Source organism: Lacrimispora brassicae (genome assembly GCF_054772055.1).
Genome location: NZ_BRYH01000053.1, coordinates 43,940 through 69,391, shown reverse-complemented (window position 1 = coordinate 69,391; position 25,452 = coordinate 43,940). Strand labels below are relative to the sequence as shown.

Sequence of the window (25,452 nt, the reverse complement as noted above, 5' to 3'; positions counted from 1 at the left end):
CTGAATCACGTCCGCCTCTTTTTTCTCAAGAGACGGACTATGTTATTTGTTTAACGAAACGCTGTTGAATTCCATCTCAGTTCATTCTTCAAATTTCTGATGGTAGTTTCTTCATCAATGAAAACAGCTTCGATCCCCATAGCCTCCGCCCAGTCTCCCATCTGCTCTGCCGTCAGATCATAGGTAAAAGCCGTGTGGTGGGCTCCCCCTGCTAATATCCAGCTTTCCGCTCCTGTGGTAAGGTTGGGCTCCGGCGTCCAGAACGCAGTGGCGACTGGAAGCTTTGGCATGGGCTTTTCCGTTTTTTTGCAGTTTACGGTATTGATGATCAGGCGGAAACGGCTGCCCAGATCGATCAGGGAAGTGGCGATCCCCTTTCCTTCCTTTGCCGTAAATACAAGACGGGCAGGAGCTTCCCTCTCTCCCATGGACAGCGGGTTCACCTTGATTCCTATTTTCCCGTCGGCAATGGTGGGGCAAACCTCCAGCATATGGGCCTGAAGAATCCCTTCCTTTCCCGGAACCAGGTTGTAGGTGTAATCCTCCATAAAGGAAGTGCCCTTTGCATCCCTTGTCCCCTGGGTCATAAGCTTCATCAGGCGTACCATGGCGGCTGTCTTCCAGTCTCCTTCCGCCCCAAAACCGTAGCCCTTTTCCATGAGGCGCTGGATGGCAAGGCCGGGAAGCTGCTTTAAGGCGCCTAAATCCCCGAAATGAGTCACAATGGCCTGGTAATCCTTATCCTTTAAAAACCCCTCAAACCCCAGCTCGATCTGTGCCTGAACCGCCACATGGGCCTTAAACTCCTCCTGGTCCATGCCTTCCGCCAAAATCTCGTATCTGCTGTAATACTCCTCTACAAGGGAAGAAATATCACCTGCTGCCACGTCCTTTACATAATCCGTGATCTCGTTGACCGGATAAGCATCGATCTCCCAGCCGAATTTCATCTGTGCCTCCACCTTGTCTCCTTCGGTGACTGCCACGTTTCTCATGTTGTCCGCAACCCGGACCACGCGGATATGGCTGCTTTCCATGATCCCCACTGCGGTCCTCATCCAGGAGCCTATCCGGCTCTGGACGCTCTGGTCATCCCAATGGCCTGCGATGACCTTTCTTGAGATCCCCATTCTGGTGACCATATGGCCGAATTCCCTGTCCCCGTGGGCGGACTGGTTCTCATTCATAAAATCCATGTCAATGGTATCATAGGGAATCTCCCTGTTAAACTGAGTGTGTAAGTGGAGCAGCGGTTTCCGGTATTCCTGAAGTCCTAAAATCCAGGACTTTGCAGGAGAAAAGGTGTGCATCCAGGTGATCACTCCGGCACAGGACTCATCAGCGTTTGCCTCATGGAACAGCCTGCGTATGGAGGTGTTGTCGATCAGCACCGGCTTTAAAACCACCTCATAGGGAAGGAGGCCGGAAGAATTCAGCCTTTCTGCGATGATCCCGGAGTGCTCCGCCACATTTCTTAAGCATTCCTCACCGTAAAGATCCTGGGAGCCTGTTGCAAACCAAAACTTATATTCCTTTTTTACCATTTTATTTACCCTTTTTTTCATTATTTCCCCAGCCTGATCACATTCCATGACGCCTTGTGCAAAATACTGGTCATGACACCGCCATCCAATAAGGACTGGCTGGTCTGCCTGGGGGTTACCTTCTCACCAAAAGGCCCGTTCTCTGCCTTTAAATCCCCGCTTTCCAAAACCACATGCTCCAAAACCCGGTATCCTTCAAAGCTTCTCACATCCACGGTCATTTCCGCATGGTTTTTAAGGTCTCTGTTTACCGCAAAAACGGTCACCTCATCAAGGGCCTCATTGTATACGGAAACAGCCTCCACCGCTGTCACAGCTTCATGGGAGGAGGTATCAAACTTGGGCGTGGTGATGACCGGAAGAAGTGCCGTACCACGTCCATATTTAGAGGCGTGCATGAACGGGTAAAAAATCGTCTGCCTCCACGCCTTTTTGCCTCCTGCCTCCGTCATAATGGGCGCGATCACATTCACAAGCTGGGCCAGGCACGCCATCTTCACCCGGTCCGCATGCTTTAACAGGGTAATGAGCATAAGGCCTACCAAAAGGGCATCCTCAAAATTATAAATGTCCTCCAGCATGGAAGGTGCCACCTGCCATGGATGGTTTTTCGTAATATCCTCATCGGCTGCATTGGAGTGGTACCATACATTCCACTCATCAAAGCTGATGTTAATATTCTTTTTCCCCCGCTTTTTGGCCTTTACAAAATCACAGGTAGCAATGACGGTACGGATAAATTCATCCATATCGTCGGAGCAGGCAAGGAAATCCTGGCTGTCCCCGTTGCGGTTTCCATAATACTGATGCATGGATATGTAATCCACGTAATCATAGGTGTGATAAAGGGTCACCGCCTCCCAGTCAGGGAAGGTGGGCATGGTTAAGGATGAGCTTCCGCAGGAAACCAGCTCAATATCAGGGTCAATGAGCTTCATGGCCTTTGCGGTCTCTTCTGCCAGACGCCCATACTCTTCCATGGTCTTATGCCCGATCTGCCAGGGACCGTCCATCTCATTTCCCAGGCACCAGGTCCTGATCTTATGAGGCTCCTTATAACCGTGGCTGATCCTTAAATCACTGTATTTGCTGCTGCCGGGATGATTGCAGTATTCCAGCAGATTGCATGCATCGGCAATCCCTCTGGTTCCTAAGTTCACTGCCATCATTACATCAGAGCCTGCACTTCTGGCCCATTTGGTAAATTCATTTAATCCCACTTTGTTCTCTTCCATACTGCGCCATGCCAGTTCCAGACGCCTGGGACGTTCCTTTACAGGCCCTACGCTGTCCTCCCAGTTAAAGCTTGATACAAAGTTTCCCCCAGGATACCGGATAATCGGAACATTTAATTCCCGGATCAATTCCTTTACATCTCCCCGGAAGCCATTCTCATCAGCAGAGACATGCTCCGGACAATAAATGCCGTCGTAAACGGCCCGCCCCAGATGCTCGATAAAGGAGCCATAGATCCTCTCATCCACCTGTCCAATAGGGTATTCTCTGTCAATCACCATTTTTACTTTTTGAAACGCCATTTGTATAATCCCGCCCTTCTTTCATGAACCAAACACGTTATTCTCCAAACACCTTTTTGTAATCATCCTGGAACTTCACAATTCTTTTGCGATCAGGGAAGGGTTGGTAGTCACGCCGCAGATAATTCCCATATCATTGGCCATTTCGATCTTCTCAAGGTTTGCCGTGTCTAAAAAAAATCTCATAAGTTCTGCCTCCTTTTCTTCATGAGAGTGATTAAAATATCCTCTTACTATCAATTTATAACTTGTACGCACCATTGCACAAGTTGTTTTTATGTATTTTACCACAAAAAAATCGGATGATACAAAAAATCCCCCCAAATACCCTGGGGGGAGAACGCACAAGGAAGACCCGTGTTCCTTCTTCATTTCTATCTTTTTTCCACAATCAGCCGGAGAAAAGAAGAGAATATGCACAATTTTAATTTTAAAATTAATGAATGTTTGTTGACACTTTTCCAGAGAAATGAGGTATATTAATAAATGTAACCCCCCCCCCAATACATTATATAGTTTTTGCTACACCCCATAAGAAACGAAATACCTTCTCCGAAAAAGGACCAGCTACCCCAGCCGGTCCTTTTTCATTTTCTTCTATCCTTATTTTTTCCTTTTATATTTCCGGCGCTGGTTTAAGATCTGCTCAAAAGCTTCTTCTGCACCCTCCGCTTTCAGGCGCCGCCTTCTCTCTTCTCTCCGGAGAGCAACTTCCCTGGCCTCTTTCTTTTTTATATAAATAAATAATCCGGTTCCTCCCCCTGCCAGTCCAAGAATCGCCGCAATTACTGCCGCTGCAAGAACTTTGCTCCCCTTTTTCCCGGCTGACGCTTTGCCAATGCCTGAACTGGTTTCCGGCTCCTCAGGTTTTGTCTCTGTGGTTTCCGGTTCCTGGCTGGCCGGCTCTGTGCCCTTCTTTTCCATTAAGTAAGCCTGGCCTACCTTTCTGTCATTGTAGGTATACTGGATCAGGGCAACTGCTCCCTTTGGGCTTCCTTCCGGAAGGTTTGTCACCAGGGTTTTCTCCGCCTGGGAAAACTCTGCTCCTTTGGGGAGTGTTATGACCTGGTCAGGCTCCAGTTCCAGATCAGAGGGTTTATAAGCCGTCCCATTGATTTCAACAGAAGCTTCCCCTGACGTATATCCGGTTTCATTCCCTGTCACAGGGAAATTCTCAAAACGGCTGAAGCCGAATTCCAGAAGCGCCTTTCCATCAATAAAATACTGCCTGGGGCTTCCCTTTAAAATAACGGAAATAAGCCTCTTTCCATCCTGCTCCCCATAGGTAACAAGAGTATTTCCTGCCTTAATGAGATATCCGGTCTTTCCGGCCACTGCCGACGGGCAGTAAAACTCACTCTTTGTATCCTTTGTCTTTACCAGACGATGCTCGTTATAAATGGTAAGCCCCTCCGGGTTATTGGAGGTGGGCGGGATGTTGTGGCTGATGGCAGAACCGATCTCTACAAGCTTTTTGTTGCTGTAAGCCGCCTTTGCTATGAGGGCCATATCATAGGCAGTGACATACTGGCTCTCCCCGTTAAGGCCTGATGGATTGTCAAAATGACTCTCAGTACACCCAAGCTCCTTGATTTTTTCATTCATCATGTGGACAAATTCCTCCCTGCTTCCGGCCACATGCTCTGCAAGGGCATTCGCTGCCTGGTTACAGGAATGGAGGATTAAGGAATAGAGACAATCTTCTACAGAGAGCTTGTCTCCGGTATCCACATTTAATTTATTTCCGCTGCCCTCTTCCACATTGTAAACGGAATCCTTTGAAAAAGTCACCATATCATTAAGGTCTGCATTCTCCAAAACAATAAGGGCAGTCAAAATCTTCGTGATGCTGGCCGGCGGATAAGGGGCATGGATGTTCTGTCCGAATATGACAGCTCCTGAATCCCCGTCAATTACAATCCCAGCTTCCGCCTGGATGCCCGTATCAGACGGCCAGTCCGGCTTTGCATATACGGTCATAAGAAATAACTGGCTGACCAATATGCAGCTTATGAGTACTTTTATCCTCCGATTCACTTATCATCCTCCTCCTGACATGAAATATGCCCTAAAGCCGCATGAGAATATTTATACGGTTTTAGGGCACTATTTTACTTCGCGTAATCTGTAACTCTGGACTCCCGGATCACGTTAACCTTGATCTGTCCCGGGTACTCAAGAGATTCTTCAATCTTCTTGGAAATATCACGGGCTAAAAGCACCATGTCGTCATCGTTAATCTGATCCGGAACCACCATAATCCGAACTTCGCGTCCTGCCTGAATGGCAAAGGACTTGTCCACTCCCTTAAAGGAATTGGTAATATCTTCTAACTGTTTTAATCTGTTTGTATATGTCTCCAGAGTTTCTCTTCTTGCTCCAGGTCTTGCCGCAGAAATAGTGTCTGCTGCCTGGACAATACAAGCGATGAGACTCTGTGGTTCAACATCGCCATGATGAGATTCCACAGTGTTCAGCACGATTGCGGATTCCTTATACTTTTTACACAACTCCACACCCAACTGAATGTGAGAACCTTCCATCTCATGGTCAACGGCTTTTCCGATGTCATGTAGTAAACCGGCGCGTTTGGCCATACGAATATCAAGGCCGATCTCTCCAGCTAACAGCCCTGACAATTGGGCCACCTCAATGGAATGCTTTAAGGCATTCTGTCCGTAGCTTGTCCTGTATCTCAGTTTGCCAAGCAATCTGATGAGTTCCGGATGAAGCCCGTGTATGCCCACTTCAAGGGCGGCGGCTTCTCCTTCTTCACGCATATTGGTTTCTACCTCTTTTTGTGCCTTTTCCACCATCTCTTCAATTCTTGCCGGATGAATGCGGCCGTCCACAATAAGGCGTTCCAACGCGATTCTGGCTACTTCTCTACGAACCGGATCAAATCCGGATAAAACAACTGCCTCCGGGGTGTCATCAATAATAAGTTCCACGCCCGTAAGAGTCTCTAACGTACGGATGTTACGGCCTTCCCTTCCGATGATTCTGCCTTTCATCTCATCGTTAGGAAGCTGTACGACAGAAACCGTGGTTTCTGCAACATGGTCCGCAGCACATCTTTGGATGGCTGTCACCACATATTCCCTTGCCTTTTTCTCGGCTTCTTCTTTTGCTTTGTTGTCAAGTTCCTTAATTAATTTCGCAGTGTCATGTTTTACGTCATCTTCAACAGATTTTAAAAGATATTCTTTTGCTTGTTCGGAGGTAAGTCCGGAAATTTTCTCCAGTTCCTGAATGCCTTTCTCATAAAGAGATTCTACTTCGGCATTTCTCTTATTCAGGGCGTCCTCTCGAGCAGCCAGACCTGCTTCTCGTTTTTCCATAGCCTCGGACTTCTTGTCCAAGTTTTCTTCCTTGTTTAATACTCTTCTTTCATAACGTTGAAGCTCAGCTCTTCTTTCCCTGGTTTCCTTCTCCAGTTCGTTCTTAGTCTTTAAAGACTCTTCTTTTGCCTCAAGGAGAGCTTCACGCTTCTTTGTCTCAGCGGTCTTTAATGCTTCATCTATTATTTCCCGGGATTTTTCTTCTGCAGTGCCAATTTTGCTTTCGTAAGCATTCTTACGATACGTGATGGCAGCAGACCAGGCAATAAAAGCAACTACTACTGATGCGACGATTGCAATCAATGCAGCCGTGAATACTGATACTGACACAGGAGCACCTCCTTATTAGATTTTCATTGTACAACAATACAACACTACAATTTTAAACTGTTTTATACATTATGTCAAGTATTTCGCCCCTGTTTCCAGTGTACTTATACACATTTTCCCGTTGTCAGTCTTCATCAGAAAGGCTGCCTAAAACACGGCTTACTGCCTCGTATGAAAACCCTCTTCTTCCCAAGGCAGCCATAAGCCTGCGGCTTTCCTTAAAATCCATGTCTTCCGGCTTTAATCGTTTCTTTTTCACATAGGCCCGTATCTGGGTTTCCTCGTCCACAGGCTGTTCTTTCAGGATCTCCTTGATCACCTCTTTATCCAGTCCCTTTTTCTGCAATTCATACTGAATCTGCCTTTCGCTTTTCCGCTCCAAATTGAATTCCACATATCTGCGGCCATAGTTCTGGTCATTGATAAAGTTATGCTCCTTTAAAAAATCTATGGCGTAATCAACAGCCTCCTTGGGATATCCCCCGTCCTTTAGCTTCCGCCGCAGCTCCTGTTCCGTCTTGTCCGAGGATCTAAGAAGGAAGAGAACTCTCTCTCTGGCCCTTTTAAACAAAACCTCCCGGAGGATCTCCTGGTAGGTTTCTTCTGAAAGCGTTTTTCCTTCCTCAATTCCAAATCGTTTCATTTCCCCACGATAAAGGACAAGAGTAAAGTCATTCTCCAGAATGACTTTACTCCTGCGTTTATCGAAGGGCACAATCTCTGCAACTGTCATATATGCCCCTTATCTTATCTATTTTCCCGGCCTTCTTAATCCTGCCGGCCAAATCCTCTTATGAATTACTCCTTCGGCGACTCCTTCGGCGACTCCTTCGGTGACTCCTTCGGTGCCTCAGCCCGGCTTTCCTCGGCCTTGATCCTCTTGCTTTCCTTTGCCGCTGTTCCACCGGTGCTCTCCGGTACTATGCTGCCTTCCTCATGGAGTCCGTACTTTACCCGGACCTTATTCTCAACCTCCAGGCAGACGGCTGGATTGTCCTGAAAATAGATCTTGGCATTCTCCCGTCCCTGGCCGATCTTGACATTATTATAAGCAAACCAGGCTCCGCTCTTTTCCACGATATTCTCTTTTACAGCCAGATCCAGGATATCTCCTTCCTTGGAAATTCCTCTGCCGAACATGATGTCAAATTCTGCCTCCTTAAACGGCGGCGCGATCTTATTCTTCACGACCTTCACCCGGGCCCGGTTTCCTACCATTTCTCCGCCCTGCTTTAACGTCTCAATCTTACGGATATCCAGACGGACAGATGCGTAGAATTTAAGGGCACGTCCTCCTGTGGTGGTCTCAGGGCTTCCAAACATCACTCCCACCTTCTCACGAAGCTGGTTGATGAAAAGAACAGTACAATTGGACTTGCTGATGATGGCTGTCAGCTTTCTAAGGGCCTGGGACATGAGGCGGGCCTGAAGACCCACATGGGAATCGCCCATATCTCCTTCGATCTCGGCCTTTGGCACAAGGGCTGCAACCGAGTCCACGATCACAATGTCCACTGCCCCGGAACGCACCATGGTTTCCGTGATCTCCAATGCCTGCTCCCCATTATCCGGCTGGGAAATGTAAAGGTTATCAATATCCACTCCAATGTTCTTGGCATAAACAGGATCAAGGGCATGCTCCGCATCAATAAAGCCTGCGATGCCGCCTCTCTTCTGGACCTCTGCGATCATATGCAGGGCAACGGTGGTCTTACCACTGGATTCCGGTCCGTAGATCTCTACAACCCTTCCCTTAGGGATTCCTCCCAGGCCAAGAGCGATATCAAGGCTCAATGCCCCTGTAGGTACGGTCTCCACGTTCATATTCGTACCTGAATCTCCCAGTTTCATAACAGAGCCTTTTCCATATGCCTTTTCTATCTGAATAATGGCGGCATCAAGCGCCTTTAGCTTATCATCTTTATTCATATTATCCTCCGACGCGAACAAATGTTCTTTTTCTGTTTATAATCATAGTATATTTCCAGGCAAATGTCAACCGGAATTTTATACTTTTAAGCCCAATATGCATCACACTCCTGGCCTGTCCGGCTGAAAGTAATTTCTTATCTATAGGGAAATAGCGGCGAAACGCCTGAATGGAAAGGAAGGCGGACTGCCTTCTGTACAGATTTACTATAACATAAAAAGGAGGCATCTGCAACCCTTCCATTAAAAACCGCCTGATCTTATTTCCCACGGATCGGGCCGCCCCAGCTTCTGCCTGGCAGCGGCCCAAAACAGGATCCTATTTCGTTTTCATAAAAGCAGTTTTTCCACATCAAGCATTCCCCAGCCCTGCTGGTTCATGGGAAGCCCCAGATCCACCGCCCGTTCCCTCAGCATCAGCTTTACATCCCGGTTGCTCATAAAGGGATATTTCTGAAGAAGAAGGGCAATGGCCCCTGACACCAGGGGCGTTGACATGGAAGTCCCGCTTTTAGCTTGATACTGCCCCGTTTCGTTGGCACAGCTCATAATCCCTGCACCCGGAGCAATGATTTCCGGCTTGCAGATACATGCACCGGTGGGGCCTCTTCCGGAATAATCGATCATCCGGTTTCCCATAACATTGACCTCTTTATAATCATCGGAACACCCCACAGTGATCACCTTCCGGCTGATTCCAGGAGTGGTGATGGTGTTCATGCCCGGCCCCATGTTTCCGGCCGCCACGCAGACCACCAGCCCGTCATCCCAGGCTGCATTTACCCCCCGCACCAGAACAGAGTTCTCTGTCATTCCTTTTTTCGAAAAGGAACCCACGGAGATGTTTACGATCCTGATCCCATACCGTTCTCTGTTGTCACGGATCCACTTAAGCCCGGCCAGCACATCGGAAGCATAGCCGTTCCCCTTTTTATCCAGAACTTTCAGCATAATAATATGACATTCCGGTGCAATGCCCATATACATTCCCCCGGAAGCACTGCCGCTCCCTCCGATGATTCCTGAAATATGGGTCCCATGACCGTTATCGTCATAGGTGTCCTTCCTACGCTGCACAATGTCTACAAAAGCTGCCACTCTATGTTCAAAGTCCTCGTGAAGATAAATCCCCGTATCAAGAACCGCTACTCCAATTCCACGTCCTGTATAGCCCACGCCATGGGCCGCCTCACAGTGTACTTCTTCTCTTACATGATTCACAGTCCATTACCTGATTCCTTTTTTATTAGGATATTCCGGTTTGGCTCCTGTGGTTTCTTTTCCCCCTTAAAATGCAGAAGAAGATTTTTAACCGGATACCATTTACTTTCTGTGAGTCTGTTTCTATAATGGAAGTAACATAATTAAGTAAGGAGATCATCATCATGGAGAATCATCAATCCGATGCCACTTTTCTGACACAGGCCCTGATCCGCATCGACAGCACGGATCCCGGTGCATATGAAAAAAATATCGGTGATTATATTTGGGACCGGCTCTCTTCCCTGTCCGTCCCTGTCATCAAAAAAGAGGTCCTTCCCGGCCGTTATAATATTATGGCAAAAATACAGGGAGAAATCGACGACCCTGCCCTTGTTTACATCTGCCACATGGATACAGTGACCATTGGGGAAGGCTGGACAAAAAACCCTTTTGGGGCGGAGGTCATGGAAGGTAGAATCTACGGACGGGGAGCCTGTGACATGAAATCAGGACTGGCCTGCGCCCTTTCCGCCTTTTCCGCCATGGCGGAAGAAGCGGCATCAGGGAAGATCCCCAAACATTCCTTTGTTTTCATCGGAACCGTGGATGAAGAGGATTTCATGCGGGGTGTGGAGGATGTGATAACCGAGGGATGGGTAACGGAAAAAAGCTTTGTCCTGGATACGGAGCCCACCAACGGGCAGATCCAGGTGGCTCATAAAGGGCGTACCTGGTTTGAGGTCACAGTCACCGGAGTGACCGCTCATGCAAGCACTCCCTGGAAAGGGGCCGATGCCATTGCAGCCATGGCTGAGATCATTTCTTCCATACGCCGCAGGATCGGACAATGCCCCTCCCACGAAGACCTGGGCGTATCTACCGTTACCTTCGGCCAGATCGAGGGAGGATACCGCCCTTATGTGGTTCCTGACCGCTGCAAGGTCTGGATCGACATGCGCCTGGTTCCGCCCACAGACACGGCTGCTGCCGTCTCCATAGTGGAACAGGCCATCAGGGAAGCCACCCAGGCAGTCCCTGGGATCACTGCCTCCTATACCATCACAGGAGACAGGCCCTATATCGAAAAGGATGAAACCTCCTCTTTGCTGAAAGCCCTGAAGGCCGCCACAGAGGAAGCCACGGGAAAAACCGCCCCTGTCACCTTTTTCCCAGGCTATACGGACACCGCCGTCATCGCAGGAAAGCTTCGCAATCCCAACTGCATGTCCTACGGCCCCGGTGATCTGGAGCTGGCCCATAAGCCAGATGAATTTGTTCCCTGTGAAGATATTTTACGGTGTGAAACGGTACTCACCGGGCTGGCACGCTCCATTCTCTTTTAGAAAGTTCCTGGCTGAAATGATATTACGAAAATCTTTATAGGCAAATAACGGACATATAGTGTTAAAGGTCGGGTGTGGCACTAATTTTTCATTATTTCTTAGTATTATGTAATACTTGATTTGACCTGTGTAAGGCTATTAAAATGTAGTTATTGACAATATCAAGGGCGGGCCCGGAATACCGGATACCCGCTCCTATTAGACCCCCAGTTCCAGGGTCATTTCATATTCTTTCCCTTCACCAGTCACCATAGTAATCACGAGAAGGGCTCTGTTGCCAGTTGTCTGGTTCGGATCGGCTGCGGCTGTCGGAATGGCCGAGGCTTCATTGGATTCAGGACTTTCAATTCGCTTCTTCTGTGAATAGTGTTCATAAAATGCATGACGGAAAATCCTCACAAACATACAGAAACCCTTGACCGTATATGTGATACTGCATGTTAACGTTGCGCTGACAAATTCGCTGTTCTTGGAGCTAAAGTCATGGATAAGAACTTCCTGGTTGTCACAATCGTTTTTATAATCCTCCCATATCTGCTCCATCTCTTCTGGCATTTTAATCTTCAATGGTCTTCCCATGAACTCACTTCCTTTCTGATCTGTGTATAATAGATGACTGCAAGCCTGTAATAATTTGCAGTTTTGTGTCGTATTTTCAGATATTAACAGGTAATCCACAATTGTTTCCACATTATTGTGGATAAGTGTCGTTTTGAGCATCAAAAAAGAGACGGGATTAACCGCCTCTGGGGAAAAGAAAGAGACACCTGGTGGATGCCTCAATTACATATATTGATTTTAAATTAACTGCTCTACTATAAATTCATAAAAATGTCCAGCTTTGCTCATATTATGACTTCGTTAATTAAATTCTATATGATAATACTTTAGGTAAATAATAATCTTACTTGTTTTGAAATCTGACAACAAGATTTTCATAGTTTATTTTATGCCATTTTTTATTCATAATATTTTTCATTACCTTGTATCCTAAACTGCCTTCTGATGTATATATAGTCATTTTGTTAAATAAAAAACCCTTTTTAAAAGATACTTCCGTTACCATATTCATAGGGATAACGCTTGGCGTATCATCAACAATTTTATTTGTCGCTTGGTTGATACCGATTATAGCTATCTGTTCATCTGCAAAGTTTAGAACCTGGTAGCTAAAATTTACATTGATGTAATTCAATCCTCCCGTCAGGGAAGTTGGCATTGTCCAAATTGAAGACCCCAGTTTTCCTTTTATTCCATATTTATTTAAATGCTCAATCACATTTTCTTCTTTCATAGCCATCCTTTAAAGTCTCCTTTATGTAATCAATTTAAAAGTATAAATTTGCAACATAAATGCCCTATAACCAATTTATATTGCCCAACAAAAACATTCTATGTAAAAATACGTATAATGATACTAGCATGCATCAGGCTAGAAGTAAATATTTATTTCTCCAGACAAAAAAGCTTTGTTAAAATCATCCTTTTAGTCACAATGTTTCAGGGTTTGTTTCGCCATTTATACCATATTGACATGTCCCGTGATTACCAATCTTTTTAAAATTTTCTTTTATCCAACAACCAGTAGAATTTTCTTCACCAATTATAATAAGTATTGGACTACAGGAAATCTTCATGATCATTTTCAAATACCGATATGTCATGTCCTCCTCCGTCACTGCATTAAGTAGATACTGATAAATATCCGGACCAGCTTTGATGGTCGTCTGCTCTATCATCTGACAATTCTTTTCCAGCATGACTCTCCTGATCGCAAGCCGCTGTGTAGTGTAGCCGGGATTGTGGCTGGTAGCCATGCCGGTGATCTCCATGGCTTCTACCGTATTTGTTTTATACTTAAACTCGTCTTTCTACTCTCCATACTGCAGGCACCAGTAATATAATTCCCAGAAGCGATTTTTACTGATCCCATACCTACTATAGTTTAATGCCTTACATTTCCCAAACTGTCACCTCTCCGCTGTCAATATCTTCTTCCTTGCTCGGTCCTCTTTCTGCCTCAAAAGTTCTATATATTCATGGTCACTGACCTCTCTGCATTTTTGAGACTGTCAGTGCTCCCGGCGCTCTTTTGATGTTTTTCTCAATCTTTTCTTCTTTCCCATAATTTTCTCTTGACTTATTTAAACCCTTGTGTTATATTAAAGTAGTATTTTAGATAAGGTCTTGATTTCGCATGTATACGTAAGTCATTATTCTATTGATGATTTACATATATATGCGATTTTTAGTTTTAGTAAAAATACAATATTAATATTTTAAGGAGGTATCTTTCATGACAAAAGGTACAGTAAAGTGGTTTAATCCACAAAAAGGCTTTGGTTTTATCTGCGACGAGCAGGGCAACGATATATTCGTTCATTTCTCTGGTCTCGCAATGGACGGTTTTAAAACCTTAGATGAGGGACAGTCTGTAACATTTGATGTAACAGAAGGTAATCGCGGATTACAGGCCGTTAATGTTCAAACTGCATAAACTAAGTGATAAAAAAGACTGCTTATAAGCGGTCTTTTTTATTTACCTCTTTTACCTCCATTATTTATTAAATCTCAGTTTTGTTGAGTAATTTACTGCATAAAAAAACCACTAACTTAGTTACTGATAGTTAGTAGTCTTTACAATTACAAATTGGTATATGTCATTTTTGTATTTTGTTTATTTTCTACACAAGCAATGTATTACGACTCCATCTTCTGTCTTATGTATTTTTCCGCGTTCGCAAAGCACCACAGAAAATCCAGCATTTTCACCGTAACTTAAAAGCTCTTGGGGTAAAAATGCTTCCCAATAAATTTCAGTATTGGCATATGGATAAAACTTTCTGCCTCTTAGATATTGCTTATGGTGTTCCATTAAATAATCATAATCATGGCCGGAAAAACTTAGTAAGCCATCTTTTTTAAGAACCCGCTTACACTCATTTAGGAAGTTACTCTTATACGTATCCCCATACAATAAGCCAAATGTTTGCGCCCATATAATGATTACTTCAAAAGAAGCATCATCAAATGGTAATGTATACCCATCATATACCAAGAAATCAATATCATAACAGTTCTTTAAGGATAATTTTGCAACTTGTTTTATAACTTCTTCTGAAATGTCAATGCCTATAATAGAAAATCCCAAATCAAAAAGCGCAAATGCCTCTCTCCCCATTCCACATCCGATATCAAGAATTTTTGCTTCTTTCGGAAAAAAGTCAGCGACTACCCGTTCCCATTTTTTAAGTTCTCCTTTGTTCCAATAGACCATTTCATCTACATTTTTCTTATCTTCATACCACTTGTGCACAATATCACTCATGACATATTCACCTCACTTATTACCAATAATTTTCTTACTTTATATTATATTACTGGAAAAGCTACTAACTATCAATATTAAGTTTTCAAAGTACTGTAATCCATCAAATCCTAATTTAATTACATGAAAACAACAATTCATTACATTAACAACTCTTTTACTTAGATATTAGTTATTATAACCTTAGAGAAAAAACAGGTATTACATTAATTTCCCCTACTTGTTTTTTCAGTGGAAACCTTTATTACCGCCGGCAGGATCTTTCGATCTTGCCGGTGCTTCTCCCTCTTTACAAAACAATAATTTTTTCAGGTTAACTTCAGGAATGCATGATATTCTATTTAAGAAAAGGCATTTCATTTTCATACTTCAGCCGATGAAATCTTCCCAGACTTTTGTCGGCTATTCCCTTTTTGGGAGATTAATTCTTTTTCCGAAATTCTTTTAAATATTCCACCAAAGCAGACCTGTTTGTATTGCCTTTATAAAAGGTCCTGGTGCTGTCTTCCACATAAGCATTTTTACCACTATGCCACTCTGATTTCACACCAAAGAGATCATAATGTTCTGCACCGTGTTCATAATCCTTGGATTCTTTGCAGCTTGACCAGGAATGCTTTCAGAACACCTTTACCACAAATGGCGATCTTGTCCGAAAAATCATACCGGTAATACCGTTCTCCGGTTTTCTTTGTCTCGGTCTATAACAGCCATGTCCCATAGGCATCTATGAATGCAGCCCGCTGGTCATTGTTTTTTAGGATGGAAAGTTCCGGTGGTGCTGGCTTAGGTGCCTCTATAGCCTCCACATCTGCCACCAGGGAAATTTCGGGAGAATTCTGTTATTTTCGCGATTTCAACTACATCTGATTTTTTGGCGGATCGATTGAATTAAGAAAATCTTCATAATCTATTCAAACAATATACAAACTTTTCTAGAGCCGGTGTGCTATACTAATGACAGTAAGAAATGCACAATGTATTTAATATCCTTTCACCCTTTTTGAAATCCGAAAATCCTAAGAAAAATTTCCCTGTGTCATGTGGCACAGGGATTTTTCTATTTATCTGAGGAAAACGCATTTTTGGAGTTTTTCTTAGATGGCGCGACATTCTCCAAATGAATATGCAGGCATATTCGTCTGGCTCATTGCCTGGGCAAAAAATAAGAGAGGCGTTTCCTGTATTTCCGGAAACCCTCTCTTCTGTCTTCTTATGGTTCTTATGAAAAAATCAATATTTTATGTCCTTTAACACATCGCAGAAATCAAAGGTGGCAAAATAATCCCTGGGAGTTTCAGCCCTGCGGATCATCTGCACGGATCCATCTTCCTTTAAGAGAAGCTCGGCGGACTTTAATTTCCCGTTATAATTATAGCCCATGGCATAACCGTGAGCGCCTGTATCGTGAATGAAAAGCAGATCTCCTGTGGATATCTCCGGCAGCTTTCTGTCAATGGCAAACTTGTCATTATTTTCACAAAGAGCTCCTACCACATCGTATTTATGGCTGCACACCTCTCCCTCTTTTCCCATGACAGTGATATGGTGGTAGGCCCCATACATAGCCGGCCTCATCAGGTTCACCGCACAGGCATCCACGCCGATGTATTCCTTATGGGTGTGCTTCTCATGGATGGCTCTTGTGATCAGCCCGCCGTAAGGCCCCAGCATAAAGCGTCCAAGCTCTGTGTAGATCGCCACATCTCCCATTCCTTCCGGTACCAGAATTTCCTCATATACCTCTCTGACCCCTTCTCCAATGGCTTTGATGTCATTGGACTCCTGTCCCGGACGGTAAGGAATCCCGATCCCTCCTGACAGGTTGATGAAGGAGATATGGGCCCCTGTCTCTTTTTTAAGCTTTACTGCCAGTTCAAAAAGCACCTTTGCAAGAAGGGGATAATATTCATTGCTCACCGTATTGCTGGCTAAAAATGCATGGATTCCAAAGTGTTTGGCTCCATAGCCTTTTAATATGCGGAAGGCCTCAAACATCTGCTCTGTGGTCATCCCATATTTGGAGTCCCCCGGATTATCCATGATGTCGTTGCTGACCTTAAATATGCCACCCGGATTATAACGGCAGCTAATGGTCTCCGGAATATGTCCGATGGCTTTTTTAAGAAACTCAATGTGGGTGATGTCATCTAAGTTGATGATCCCTCCGATTTTATCCGCATACTGAAATTCATCAGCAGGCGTGTCGTTGGAAGAAAACATAATATCGGGTCCTGAAAAGCCCAGGGTATCGGACATCATAAGCTCTGTCATGGATGAACAGTCGGCTCCGCATCCGTAATCTTTTAAAATATTCAGGATAAAGGGATTGGGCGTGGCCTTTACCGCAAAATACTCCCGGTAGCCTTTATTCCAGGAAAACGCCTCTTTCAGCTTCCTGGCATTCTCCCTGATCCCTTTTTCATCGTATAAATGAAAAGGTGTCGGATACTCTTTCACAATCTCCTCTAACCTTTCCTTCGTAACAAATGGTCTCTTTTCCATAGTTTTTTTCTCCTCTCGTAGCTTACCATATGAATAAAGAGTCTGTTTTGCAGACTCGCGCCGGGGCGCGGTGGTTTCGGCACCCATGGGGTATTTGTGGGTTGTCTATATTTGTCTACATCTATAGGATCCCGTTTTTTGACCCATGGGGCGCAATTTCCTATGAATCCAAAAAGAGCCTGTCTCAGGCACATCTGCTGGTAAGCTTCATTGTACCGGGGATAGACTCCTTTGTCTACACTTTTTTTTGTATAAATATTCATAGTAGGGTGGATAAGTCCGCAGTGCGCGCTCGCAAAACCGGACAGCCAGACTAATGTGGTACAGTATATAGGGGTGGATAAGTCCGCAGTGCGCGCTCGCAAAACCTGCGGTTTTACTCGCTCACGGGCTGTCGCCCTATGAAACAGGGCAGCGGAAAATTTTCTTACGTGCGAGCACGACGAAAATTTTCCGCTGCCCTGTTTCGCACTGCTCATTGCTTTCGTGGAAATCTATTAATCTACGGTCACGACACGCATAATATTGGTATGGGCTGCCGGTTCGTTCTTTCTCACCGGGCTCACCACGCCGGCAGTTACAACTACCGTGTCATTTGTCTTTACGATCCCCTTTGCTTTTAACAGCTCCATGGAGGAATAAATTAAAACATCGGTGGATTCCGCACGTTTTGCATGGAGCGGCTGTACGCCCCAGTATAACTGCATCTGGCGAAGGGCGGAAGAGCTTGGGGATAAGCCGATGATCTGGCTTTCCGGTCTCCATTTGGACAGGAGCCTTGTAGTAAAGCCGGTGATGCTTGGTGCCACGATCACACTTGCTCCTAAGTCATGAGCAGTGGAAACAGAAGAATAGCATACTGCATTGGATACATTGTGGATATTGACGGCTGAAACCTTGCGCTCTCTATATGCACTGTAATCCAGATGGCCTTCTGTCTCCTCCACAATGGAAGCCATCATGGAAAGAGCCTCAACCGGATATTTGCCCATGGCGGTCTCACCGGAAAGCATCACTGCATCCGTTCCGTCATAAACAGCGTTTGCCACATCCGTTACCTCAGCTCTGGTTGGGCGGGGATTACGGATCATGGAATCCAGCATCTGAGTCGCCGTAATAACAGGCTTGCAGGCTTCGTTACATTTCTGTATGATCCGTTTCTGGATAAACGGAACCTCCTGTGCCGGGATCTCAACTCCCATATCGCCGCGGGCAACCATGATTCCGTCGCTGGCTTCGATGATCTCATCAAGGTTTTCAATACCTTCTGCATTTTCGATCTTGGCGATAACGGAAATATTGGAACCGTTATCCTCTAATATTTTCTTTATTTCATAAATGGCATCTGCTGTGCGGACAAAGGAAGCTGCAATGAAATCAAAGCCCTGCTCAATGCCGAACTTTATATCCATTTTATCCTTATCCGTAAGTGCCGGAAGCTTTACCTTCACATTGGGCACGTTGACGCCCTTTCTCTCTCCCAGCTCGCCTCCGTTGATGATCTTACAGGTGATTTCCTTTCCCTTTACCTTAAGGACTTCCAGTTCGATCAGGCCATCGTCAATGAGGATACGGTTTCCGGGGATCACATCATCATTGAGGCCGTCATAATTGATATGACCTTTTGTTTCATCGCCAACGGTTTCTTCTGTTGTCAGGACGTAGGTATCTCCCTCTTTTAAATTCACCTTTTTGCCATCCTTTAAAAGTCCGGTACGGATCTCCGGCCCTTTTGTATCAAGAAGCGCTGCAATCGGAAGGTCCAGTTCTTCGCGGATGCTCTTTAGTGCATCCAGGCGCATCTTCTGCTCTTCATAGTCACCATGTGAGAAATTGAATCTGGCCACATCCATGCCATGCTCAGCAAGTGCCTTCATCAGTGTGCGGTCATTGGTATTAGGTCCCATAGTACAAATAATTTTGGTTCTTTTCATCATTATCCTCCGTAGCTAGTTGGTCGTATCACCGGTTGTGGGGTTGGACGGTGTTACATGTTTATGTGTATACAAATGCTCGGAACAGTACTCATAACTGCCTTCGCATTTTGAACAATAACGGAATTCCAGGTTTGGGGAGTCCTTTTCAGTCCGCCCGCATACGGCGCACTTGTGGTGTGTCCAGCCCTGGGGCTTTATCTTCATCTGCTTATTAAAATTCTGCTTTCTTTTGATCTCTTTCGGGTTAAACCGGCTTAAATTCCGAGTCAAAAGGAAAAAGAGGATAAAGTTCAATAACGACATGAAAATAGTGACTCTGGTGGCAATGTTGCCGGTAATAAAGCCATACAGGAAATAGATTCCGTTAAAGATGGCCAGCCATTTGGCTTTTATTGGAATCACGAAAAACAAAAGGAATTCCAGATCCGGAAATGTGGCTGCAAAGGCAAAGAACAGGGAATAATTGAGAAATTCCGTTGTTAAGTACACCGTCTTTCCCATGAAAATATAGACGATCAGCGCCGCAGCCACATGACCGATGACTCCCATGAAGAAATAAACGTTAAAACGGAATGCTCCCCAGATCCTCTCTAAGTTCACTCCCAGCATGTAGTATAAATACATGCTGATCAGGCTCATGAAAATGCCGCCGCCCGGCGGGTAGATCATAAAGGTTGCAATCCTCCACACCTGACCGCCAAGTATCTTCCCTGCGTCAAGAGACAGGTACTGCCAGTAAAATCCCGGTGTGAGCGTCTCCATCAACAGCCCAACACCATACATACCGATGATATAGTACATCAGATTCGGAATCGCATACTTTCTGAATCTGCGTTCAAAATTATTAAAAAATTTCATGCTTTCCTCTTTTCTGCCCATGCTTTTTGGACATAAAGGTATACCCGCAGGGTGTTTCCTCTTTTCTGCCCACGCTTTTCCGGCATAAAGGTATACCCGCAGGATGTTTCATCACTTACAAGCTAGAACAGATCCTTTTTGGAAAAAATCCACGCCACGATCAGTGTCAGGCCCAGCGTCAGGCCTAAAACAATGGCAAAACCATAGGGACTGTCTGCAAAGGGGATGCCTCTGGAATTGACGTTCATTCCATAAAAGCTTGCCACCATGGTTGGTATGGACATGACAATGGTGATGGTTGCCAGAAACTTCATTACAATATTTAAGTTGTTGGATATGACGGAAGCAAAGGCATCCATTGTCCCGCTTAAAATTCCGCTGTAGATGTTAGCCATCTCAATGGCCTGCTTGTTCTCGACGATAACGTCTTCCAAAAGCTCCGTATCCTCCGGATACTTTTTGATTTTTTCATTTCTCATGAGTTTTTCAAGCACCATCTCATTGGAACGCAGGGATGTGGTAAAGTACACAAGACTCTTTTCCAGTTCCAAAAGTTCAATAAGCTCCCGGTTCTTGGTGGATTTGTGAAGCTTCTCTTCGATCACCCCGCTCTTTTTATCAATGATCCTTAAGTATTGCAGGTACAAAGATGCATTCTTATACAGGATCTGCAGGATAAAGCGGGTTTTCATGTACGTATGGAAATCCCTCACCCTGCCGTCCATAAATGCATTGAGAACAGTCGTATCTTCCAGGCATACCGTAACGATGGCTTCTTCCGTGGTTATAATGCCCATTGGTATTGTCACGTACCAATCCTTGCCGCCACGCTCCTCTATGGAGGGAACATCTACCAGGATGAGGGTGTAATGGTCCTCTGTCTGGATACGGGAACGCTCTTCCTCATCAAGGGGCGCCCTTAAGTCATCGGGGTCGATTTTACAGGTATTGGCAATTTCCAGGATCTCCGTGGCAGTAGGGTTTGTAAGGGCAATCCAGGAACCCGGAGAAAGCTCATCCTTTTGCTGAATCAGGCCTTCTTCTGTTTTATAAATCTGAATCATAGCTTTTCTCCCTTTCACTGAAAAATCTTATTGGAAACGTTGGCAGACTTTGACTTATACATTATAATTTCCCAGACCATATTTGTCAAACGAAATGAAAACCCTTTTCGTGAACTTAAACAAATTTTACTAGTTTTAACATATTTTTAGCACGTTATTGCAATTGTATTATTTCTTATTTTATGTTAAACTGATGTTCGGTGAGCCAGAAACTTACTTTTACACAAAAGGAGGCAGGGGTTACCCCCGCGCATATGATTACATACCAAACATTAGGAATCGATATCGGTTCCACTACCGTTAAAATAGCAATATTAAATGAAGACCATGAAATCTTGTTCGCAGATTACGAGCGGCATTATGCAAACATACAGGAAACACTGGCAGGGCTTTTAAAAAAGGCCTATGATAAGCTGGGCCCCACGGACTTATGTCCGGCCATCACAGGGTCCGGCGGCTTAACTCTGTCCAGGCATTTAAAGGTTCCCTTTGTCCAGGAAGTGGTATCTGTTGCCACCTCTCTTAAGGATTATGCCCCACAGACCGACGTGGCAATCGAACTTGGGGGAGAAGATGCAAAAATTATTTACTTCACCGGCGGCATTGACCAGCGGATGAACGGGATCTGCGCCGGCGGCACCGGGTCCTTTATTGACCAGATGGCGGCGCTTTTGCAGACCGACGCTTCCGGCTTAAACGAATATGCGGCCAATTATAAGGCCATTTATCCCATTGCAGCCCGCTGCGGAGTATTTGCAAAGACAGACATCCAGCCGCTTATCAATGAAGGGGCAACCAGGGAAGATCTTGCGGCTTCCATTTTTCAGGCAGTGGTAAACCAGACCATCAGCGGTCTGGCATGCGGAAAGCCAATCAGAGGCCATGTGGCCTTCCTGGGAGGCCCCCTTCACTTTCTTCCGGAGCTTCAGAAAGCCTTTGTCCGCACCCTTCATTTATCCGGAGATGAAATCGTCGCTCCGGAGCATTCCCACTTATTTGCTGCCACCGGCGCAGCCATGAATGCAAAAGAAGTCCAGGGAGGGATTGTATCCCTGGATGATTTGATCAACCGCTTATCCTCCGGCATCCGGATGGAATTCGAAGTAAAGCGCATGGAGCCGCTGTTTACAGGCCAGGCTGATTTTGACGCATTCATAAACCGCCACAACAGCTACTGTGTAAAAAAGGGGGAGTTATCCTCCTACCATGGGAAATGCTTTTTAGGGATCGACGCCGGCTCCACCACCACAAAGGTGGCTCTTGTAGGCGAAGACGGCACCCTGTTATATAAATTTTACAGCAGCAACAACGGAAGCCCTCTTGCAACGGCCATCCGGGCCATGGGCGAAATCCGGGAGCAGATGCCAAAGGACAGCCAGATCGTATGGTCCTGTTCCACCGGATACGGAGAAGCTCTTTTAAAGTCTGCCTTCCTCCTGGATGAAGGAGAGGTGGAAACCATCGCCCACTACTATGCAGCAGCCTTTTTTGAACCAAAGGTAGACTGCATCCTGGACATCGGCGGACAGGACATGAAGTGCATCCGCATCAAAAACGGCACCGTGGACAGCGTCCAGTTAAACGAGGCCTGTTCCTCCGGCTGCGGCTCCTTTATTGAGACCTTTGCCAATTCCTTGAACTACCAGATAGAGAATTTTGCACAGGAAGCTTTATTTGCCAAGAACCCTACAGACTTAGGGACCAGATGCACGGTATTCATGAATTCCAACGTAAAGCAGGCCCAGAAGGAAGGGGCCGAGGTATCCGATATTTCCGCAGGACTGGCTTATTCCGTCATTAAAAACGCCCTGTATAAAGTAATCAAAATCACAAATGCTTCCGATCTGGGCCAGCATGTCGTAGTCCAGGGCGGTACGTTCTACAACAATGCCGTTTTAAGAAGCTTTGAAAAAATCTCAGGCTGTAAAGCCATCCGGCCGGATATTTCCGGCATTATGGGAGCCTTTGGCGCCGCCCTTATCGCAAGAGAACGGTATGAGGAATCCAGAACAACCACCATGCTGAGCCTGGATAAGATTCTGGGGCTGCATTACGAAACCTCTATGACCCGCTGCAAGGGCTGTACCAACAGTTGTGTACTGACTGTCAACCGTTTTGACGGAGGCCGCCAGTTCATTACGGGAAACCGCTGCGAACGGGGCCTTGGCAAAGAAAAAGCAAAACGGGAAATACCCAACCTTTTTGATTATAAAAACCGCCGTATGTTCGATTACGAGCCACTGAGCCAGGATCTTGCAGAGCGGGGCACCATCGGCATTCCCAGGGTCTTAAACATGTATGAAAACTACCCCTTCTGGGCTGTTTTCTTTAAGGAACTGAAATTCCGGACCGTGCTGTCCCCCCAGTCCACTAAAAGGATCTATGAACTGGGCATTGAATCCATACCAAGTGAATCGGAATGTTACCCCGCAAAGATTGTCCACGGCCACATTGAATGGCTGATCAGACAGGGGATCAAAACTATTTTTTATCCCTGCATTCCCTATGAACGGAATGAGACTCCTGAGGCAGGAAACCATTTTAACTGCCCCATCGTCACCTCCTACGCAGAGAATATCAAGAACAACGTGGAAGGTCTTAAGACGGAAAATATCCGCTTCTTAAACCCGTTCATGGCCTTTACCAATGAAGAAATACTCATCGGGCGCCTGACGGAAATATTTGCAGCCGATTTCCAGATTCCGGCCTCTGAGGTTACCGCTGCCGCCAAAAAGGGCTGGGAAGAGCTTATGGTTTCCAGGGCCGATATGGAGAAAAAGGGAGAGGAAACCTTAAAATGGCTGGAGGACAACAACCGCCGGGGAATCGTGCTGGCCGGCCGTCCCTATCATGTTGATCCGGAAATCAACCACGGCATTCCGGAGCTTATTACCTCCTATGGATTTGCAGTGCTTACGGAGGATTCTATTTCCCACCTGGCTGAAATCGAACGCCCTCTGGTGGTTACAGACCAGTGGATGTACCACACCAGGCTTTACCGGGCCGCTGCTCTCGTAAAAAAGGAAAGCAGCCTGGACTTAATCCAGCTTAATTCCTTTGGCTGCGGTCTGGATGCGGTTACTACAGACCAGGTTAATGACATCTTAACCGGCTCCGGCAAGATCTATACGGTTTTAAAGATCGATGAGGTCAACAACCTGGGTGCCGCCAGGATAAGGATCCGCTCCCTGATCGCAGCACTTCGGGTACGGGATAAGCGCCATTATGAGCAAAAGGTAGTTTCCAGCGCTTATCACAGGGTCGTGTTTACCAAAGAGATGAAAAAGGATTACACCATCCTTTGCCCCCAGATGTCACCCATTCATTTTGACTTAATTGAACCTGCCATCCGTTCCTTTGGCTACCGGGTGGAGGTCCTTCAGAACCACAACCGCTCCGCCGTTGATACGGGATTAAAATATGTAAATAACGATGCCTGCTACCCCTCCCTCATTGTTGTGGGCCAGATCATGGATGCACTCCTTTCCGGGAAATATGATTTAGACCGCACCGCAGTATTCATGAGCCAGACCGGAGGAGGCTGCCGGGCTTCCAATTACATCGGCTTCATCAGACGGGCCCTGGAGAAATCAGGTATGGGCCATATCCCGGTCATCTCCGTCAATGCAAACAACATGGAGACAAACTCAGGATTCACCATCACCCTGCCTCTGCTGACAAAGGCCATGGAGGCGGTAGTATACGGCGACGTCTTTATGAGGGTTTTATATGCCACCCGCCCTTATGAGAAGGTACCAGGCTCAGCCAATTCCCTTCATGAGAAATGGAAAGAACGGTGTATTGAGTCTCTGTCCAGGAAATCCCCGGACATGATAACCTTCTCCCGCAATTTAAAAGGGATTATCAGGGATTTTGACAATCTTCCAAGAAACTCCGTCCAGAAGCCTAAGGTGGGAATCGTAGGCGAAATTCTGGTAAAGTTTTCTCCTCTGGCCAACAATCACATTGTAGAGCTTTTGGAATCAGAAGGCGCGGAGGCAGTCATGCCGGACTTAATGGACTTCCTTTTGTACTGTTTCTACAACAATAACTTTAAAGCCGCGAATTTAGGCGGCAAGAAAACCACTGCTGCCCTGTCCAATATGGGGATTTCCCTGTTGGAATTTTTCCGCAAAACGGCTAAGCGGGAGCTGTTAAAGAGCAAGCACTTTACAGCCCCGGCCCATATCGGAAATCTGGCGGACATGGCAAAGGAATTTGTATCCATTGGAAACCAGACCGGCGAAGGTTGGTTTTTAACCGGTGAGATGCTGGAACTGATCCACAGCGGCACCAATAACATTGTGTGCACCCAGCCCTTTGGCTGCCTTCCCAACCACATCGTTGGAAAAGGCGTCATCAAGGAGCTGCGGAAAGCTTATCCTGACTCCAATATCATTGCCGTGGACTACGACCCGGGCGCAAGTGAGGTAAACCAGTTAAACCGTATCAAACTGATGCTTTCAACTGCTCAGAAAAATATGATCAAAGAAGAAAAACCGCCGGAAACGGTGTAAAAAAGATACCGGGAA

Annotated in this window: 18 protein-coding genes and 1 pseudogene; 3 read left to right on the top strand and 16 right to left on the bottom strand. The window is 45.8% G+C overall.

Annotation, left to right across the window (positions count from 1 at the left end; genetic code table 11):
* Nucleotides 1–50 precede the first annotated feature (50 nt).
* The 8 genes and pseudogenes from araA to ACYVD3_RS23925 form a co-directional block, all read right to left on the bottom strand.
* On the bottom strand, nt 51–1,544 hold the full coding sequence (gene araA, locus ACYVD3_RS23960) for an L-arabinose isomerase (protein WP_460645067.1): 1,494 nt from the start codon (nt 1,542–1,544) through the stop codon (nt 51–53).
* A 20-nt stretch (nt 1,545–1,564) separates the two neighbouring features.
* On the bottom strand, nt 1,565–3,082 hold the full coding sequence (gene arfA, locus ACYVD3_RS23955) for an arabinosylfuranosidase ArfA (RefSeq protein ID WP_460645015.1): 1,518 nt from the start codon (nt 3,080–3,082) through the stop codon (nt 1,565–1,567).
* Nucleotides 3,083–3,163: 81 nt separating this feature from the next.
* Nucleotides 3,164–3,268: pseudogene (locus tag ACYVD3_RS23950) on the bottom strand (transaldolase family protein); the annotation flags it as partial.
* Nucleotides 3,269–3,685: 417 nt separating this feature from the next.
* Complete coding sequence (locus ACYVD3_RS23945; RefSeq protein ID WP_460645014.1) at nt 3,686–5,119, bottom strand: D-alanyl-D-alanine carboxypeptidase family protein; 1,434 nt, start codon at nt 5,117–5,119, stop codon at nt 3,686–3,688.
* A gap of 74 nt (nt 5,120–5,193) precedes the next feature.
* On the bottom strand, nt 5,194–6,753 hold the full coding sequence (gene rny, locus ACYVD3_RS23940) for a ribonuclease Y (protein WP_460645013.1): 1,560 nt from the start codon (nt 6,751–6,753) through the stop codon (nt 5,194–5,196).
* Between the two features lie 124 nt (nt 6,754–6,877).
* The gene (locus tag ACYVD3_RS23935) at nt 6,878–7,486 is read right to left on the bottom strand and encodes a regulatory protein RecX (protein ID WP_460645012.1); all 609 of its coding nucleotides are present in this window, start codon (nt 7,484–7,486) and stop codon (nt 6,878–6,880) included.
* Between the two features lie 65 nt (nt 7,487–7,551).
* Nucleotides 7,552–8,682 (bottom strand): recombinase RecA, encoded by a 1,131-nt coding sequence (gene recA / locus ACYVD3_RS23930; protein WP_460645011.1) that lies wholly within the window; start codon nt 8,680–8,682, stop codon nt 7,552–7,554.
* A 330-nt stretch (nt 8,683–9,012) separates the two neighbouring features.
* Nucleotides 9,013–9,903, bottom strand: coding sequence for a S8 family peptidase (locus ACYVD3_RS23925; RefSeq protein WP_460645010.1), 891 nt, complete (start codon nt 9,901–9,903; stop codon nt 9,013–9,015).
* A 164-nt stretch (nt 9,904–10,067) separates the two neighbouring features.
* On the opposite strand from ACYVD3_RS23925, the gene ACYVD3_RS23920 reads away from it, so the two are divergent.
* Nucleotides 10,068–11,228 carry a M20 family metallopeptidase gene (locus tag ACYVD3_RS23920; protein ID WP_460645009.1) on the top strand — a complete coding sequence of 387 codons (1,161 nt, stop codon included), beginning with the start codon at nt 10,068–10,070 and terminating at the stop codon, nt 11,226–11,228.
* Nucleotides 11,229–11,426: 198 nt separating this feature from the next.
* Here the strand turns inward: ACYVD3_RS23920 and ACYVD3_RS23915 are convergent, their stop codons facing one another.
* The 3 genes from ACYVD3_RS23915 to ACYVD3_RS23905 all read right to left on the bottom strand — a co-directional run bounded on the left by ACYVD3_RS23915 (nt 11,427) and on the right by ACYVD3_RS23905 (nt 13,045).
* Nucleotides 11,427–11,807 carry a hypothetical protein gene (locus ACYVD3_RS23915; protein ID WP_460645008.1) on the bottom strand — a complete coding sequence of 127 codons (381 nt, stop codon included), beginning with the start codon at nt 11,805–11,807 and terminating at the stop codon, nt 11,427–11,429.
* 325 nt (nt 11,808–12,132) lie between these two features.
* On the bottom strand, nt 12,133–12,528 hold the full coding sequence (locus ACYVD3_RS23910) for a hypothetical protein (protein WP_460645007.1): 396 nt from the start codon (nt 12,526–12,528) through the stop codon (nt 12,133–12,135).
* Between the two features lie 190 nt (nt 12,529–12,718).
* Complete coding sequence (locus ACYVD3_RS23905; protein WP_460645006.1) at nt 12,719–13,045, bottom strand: hypothetical protein; 327 nt, start codon at nt 13,043–13,045, stop codon at nt 12,719–12,721.
* Between the two features lie 479 nt (nt 13,046–13,524).
* Between ACYVD3_RS23905 and ACYVD3_RS23900 the strand changes: the two genes are divergently transcribed.
* Complete coding sequence (locus ACYVD3_RS23900) at nt 13,525–13,725, top strand: cold-shock protein (RefSeq protein ID WP_312441204.1); 201 nt, start codon at nt 13,525–13,527, stop codon at nt 13,723–13,725.
* 180 nt (nt 13,726–13,905) lie between these two features.
* Here ACYVD3_RS23900 and ACYVD3_RS23895 read toward each other — a convergent pair whose 3' ends face one another.
* The 5 genes from ACYVD3_RS23895 to ACYVD3_RS23875 all read right to left on the bottom strand — a co-directional run bounded on the left by ACYVD3_RS23895 (nt 13,906) and on the right by ACYVD3_RS23875 (nt 20,920).
* Nucleotides 13,906–14,556: a class I SAM-dependent methyltransferase gene (locus ACYVD3_RS23895; protein WP_460645005.1), complete on the bottom strand. Its 651-nt coding sequence runs from the start codon at nt 14,554–14,556 to the stop codon at nt 13,906–13,908.
* A gap of 1,233 nt (nt 14,557–15,789) precedes the next feature.
* Nucleotides 15,790–17,061: a diaminopimelate decarboxylase gene (locus ACYVD3_RS23890; protein ID WP_460645004.1), complete on the bottom strand. Its 1,272-nt coding sequence runs from the start codon at nt 17,059–17,061 to the stop codon at nt 15,790–15,792.
* A gap of 497 nt (nt 17,062–17,558) precedes the next feature.
* Nucleotides 17,559–18,995: a pyruvate kinase gene (gene pyk / locus ACYVD3_RS23885; protein ID WP_460645003.1), complete on the bottom strand. Its 1,437-nt coding sequence runs from the start codon at nt 18,993–18,995 to the stop codon at nt 17,559–17,561.
* 15 nt (nt 18,996–19,010) lie between these two features.
* On the bottom strand, nt 19,011–19,856 hold the full coding sequence (locus ACYVD3_RS23880; protein WP_460645002.1) for a rhomboid family protein: 846 nt from the start codon (nt 19,854–19,856) through the stop codon (nt 19,011–19,013).
* Nucleotides 19,857–19,978: 122 nt separating this feature from the next.
* Complete coding sequence (locus tag ACYVD3_RS23875; protein WP_460645001.1) at nt 19,979–20,920, bottom strand: magnesium transporter CorA family protein; 942 nt, start codon at nt 20,918–20,920, stop codon at nt 19,979–19,981.
* Between the two features lie 254 nt (nt 20,921–21,174).
* Here ACYVD3_RS23875 and ACYVD3_RS23870 point away from each other — a divergent pair, with 254 nt between their 5' ends.
* Nucleotides 21,175–25,437 carry an acyl-CoA dehydratase activase-related protein gene (locus ACYVD3_RS23870; RefSeq protein WP_460645000.1) on the top strand — a complete coding sequence of 1,421 codons (4,263 nt, stop codon included), beginning with the start codon at nt 21,175–21,177 and terminating at the stop codon, nt 25,435–25,437.
* Nucleotides 25,438–25,452: the final 15 nt, after the last annotated feature.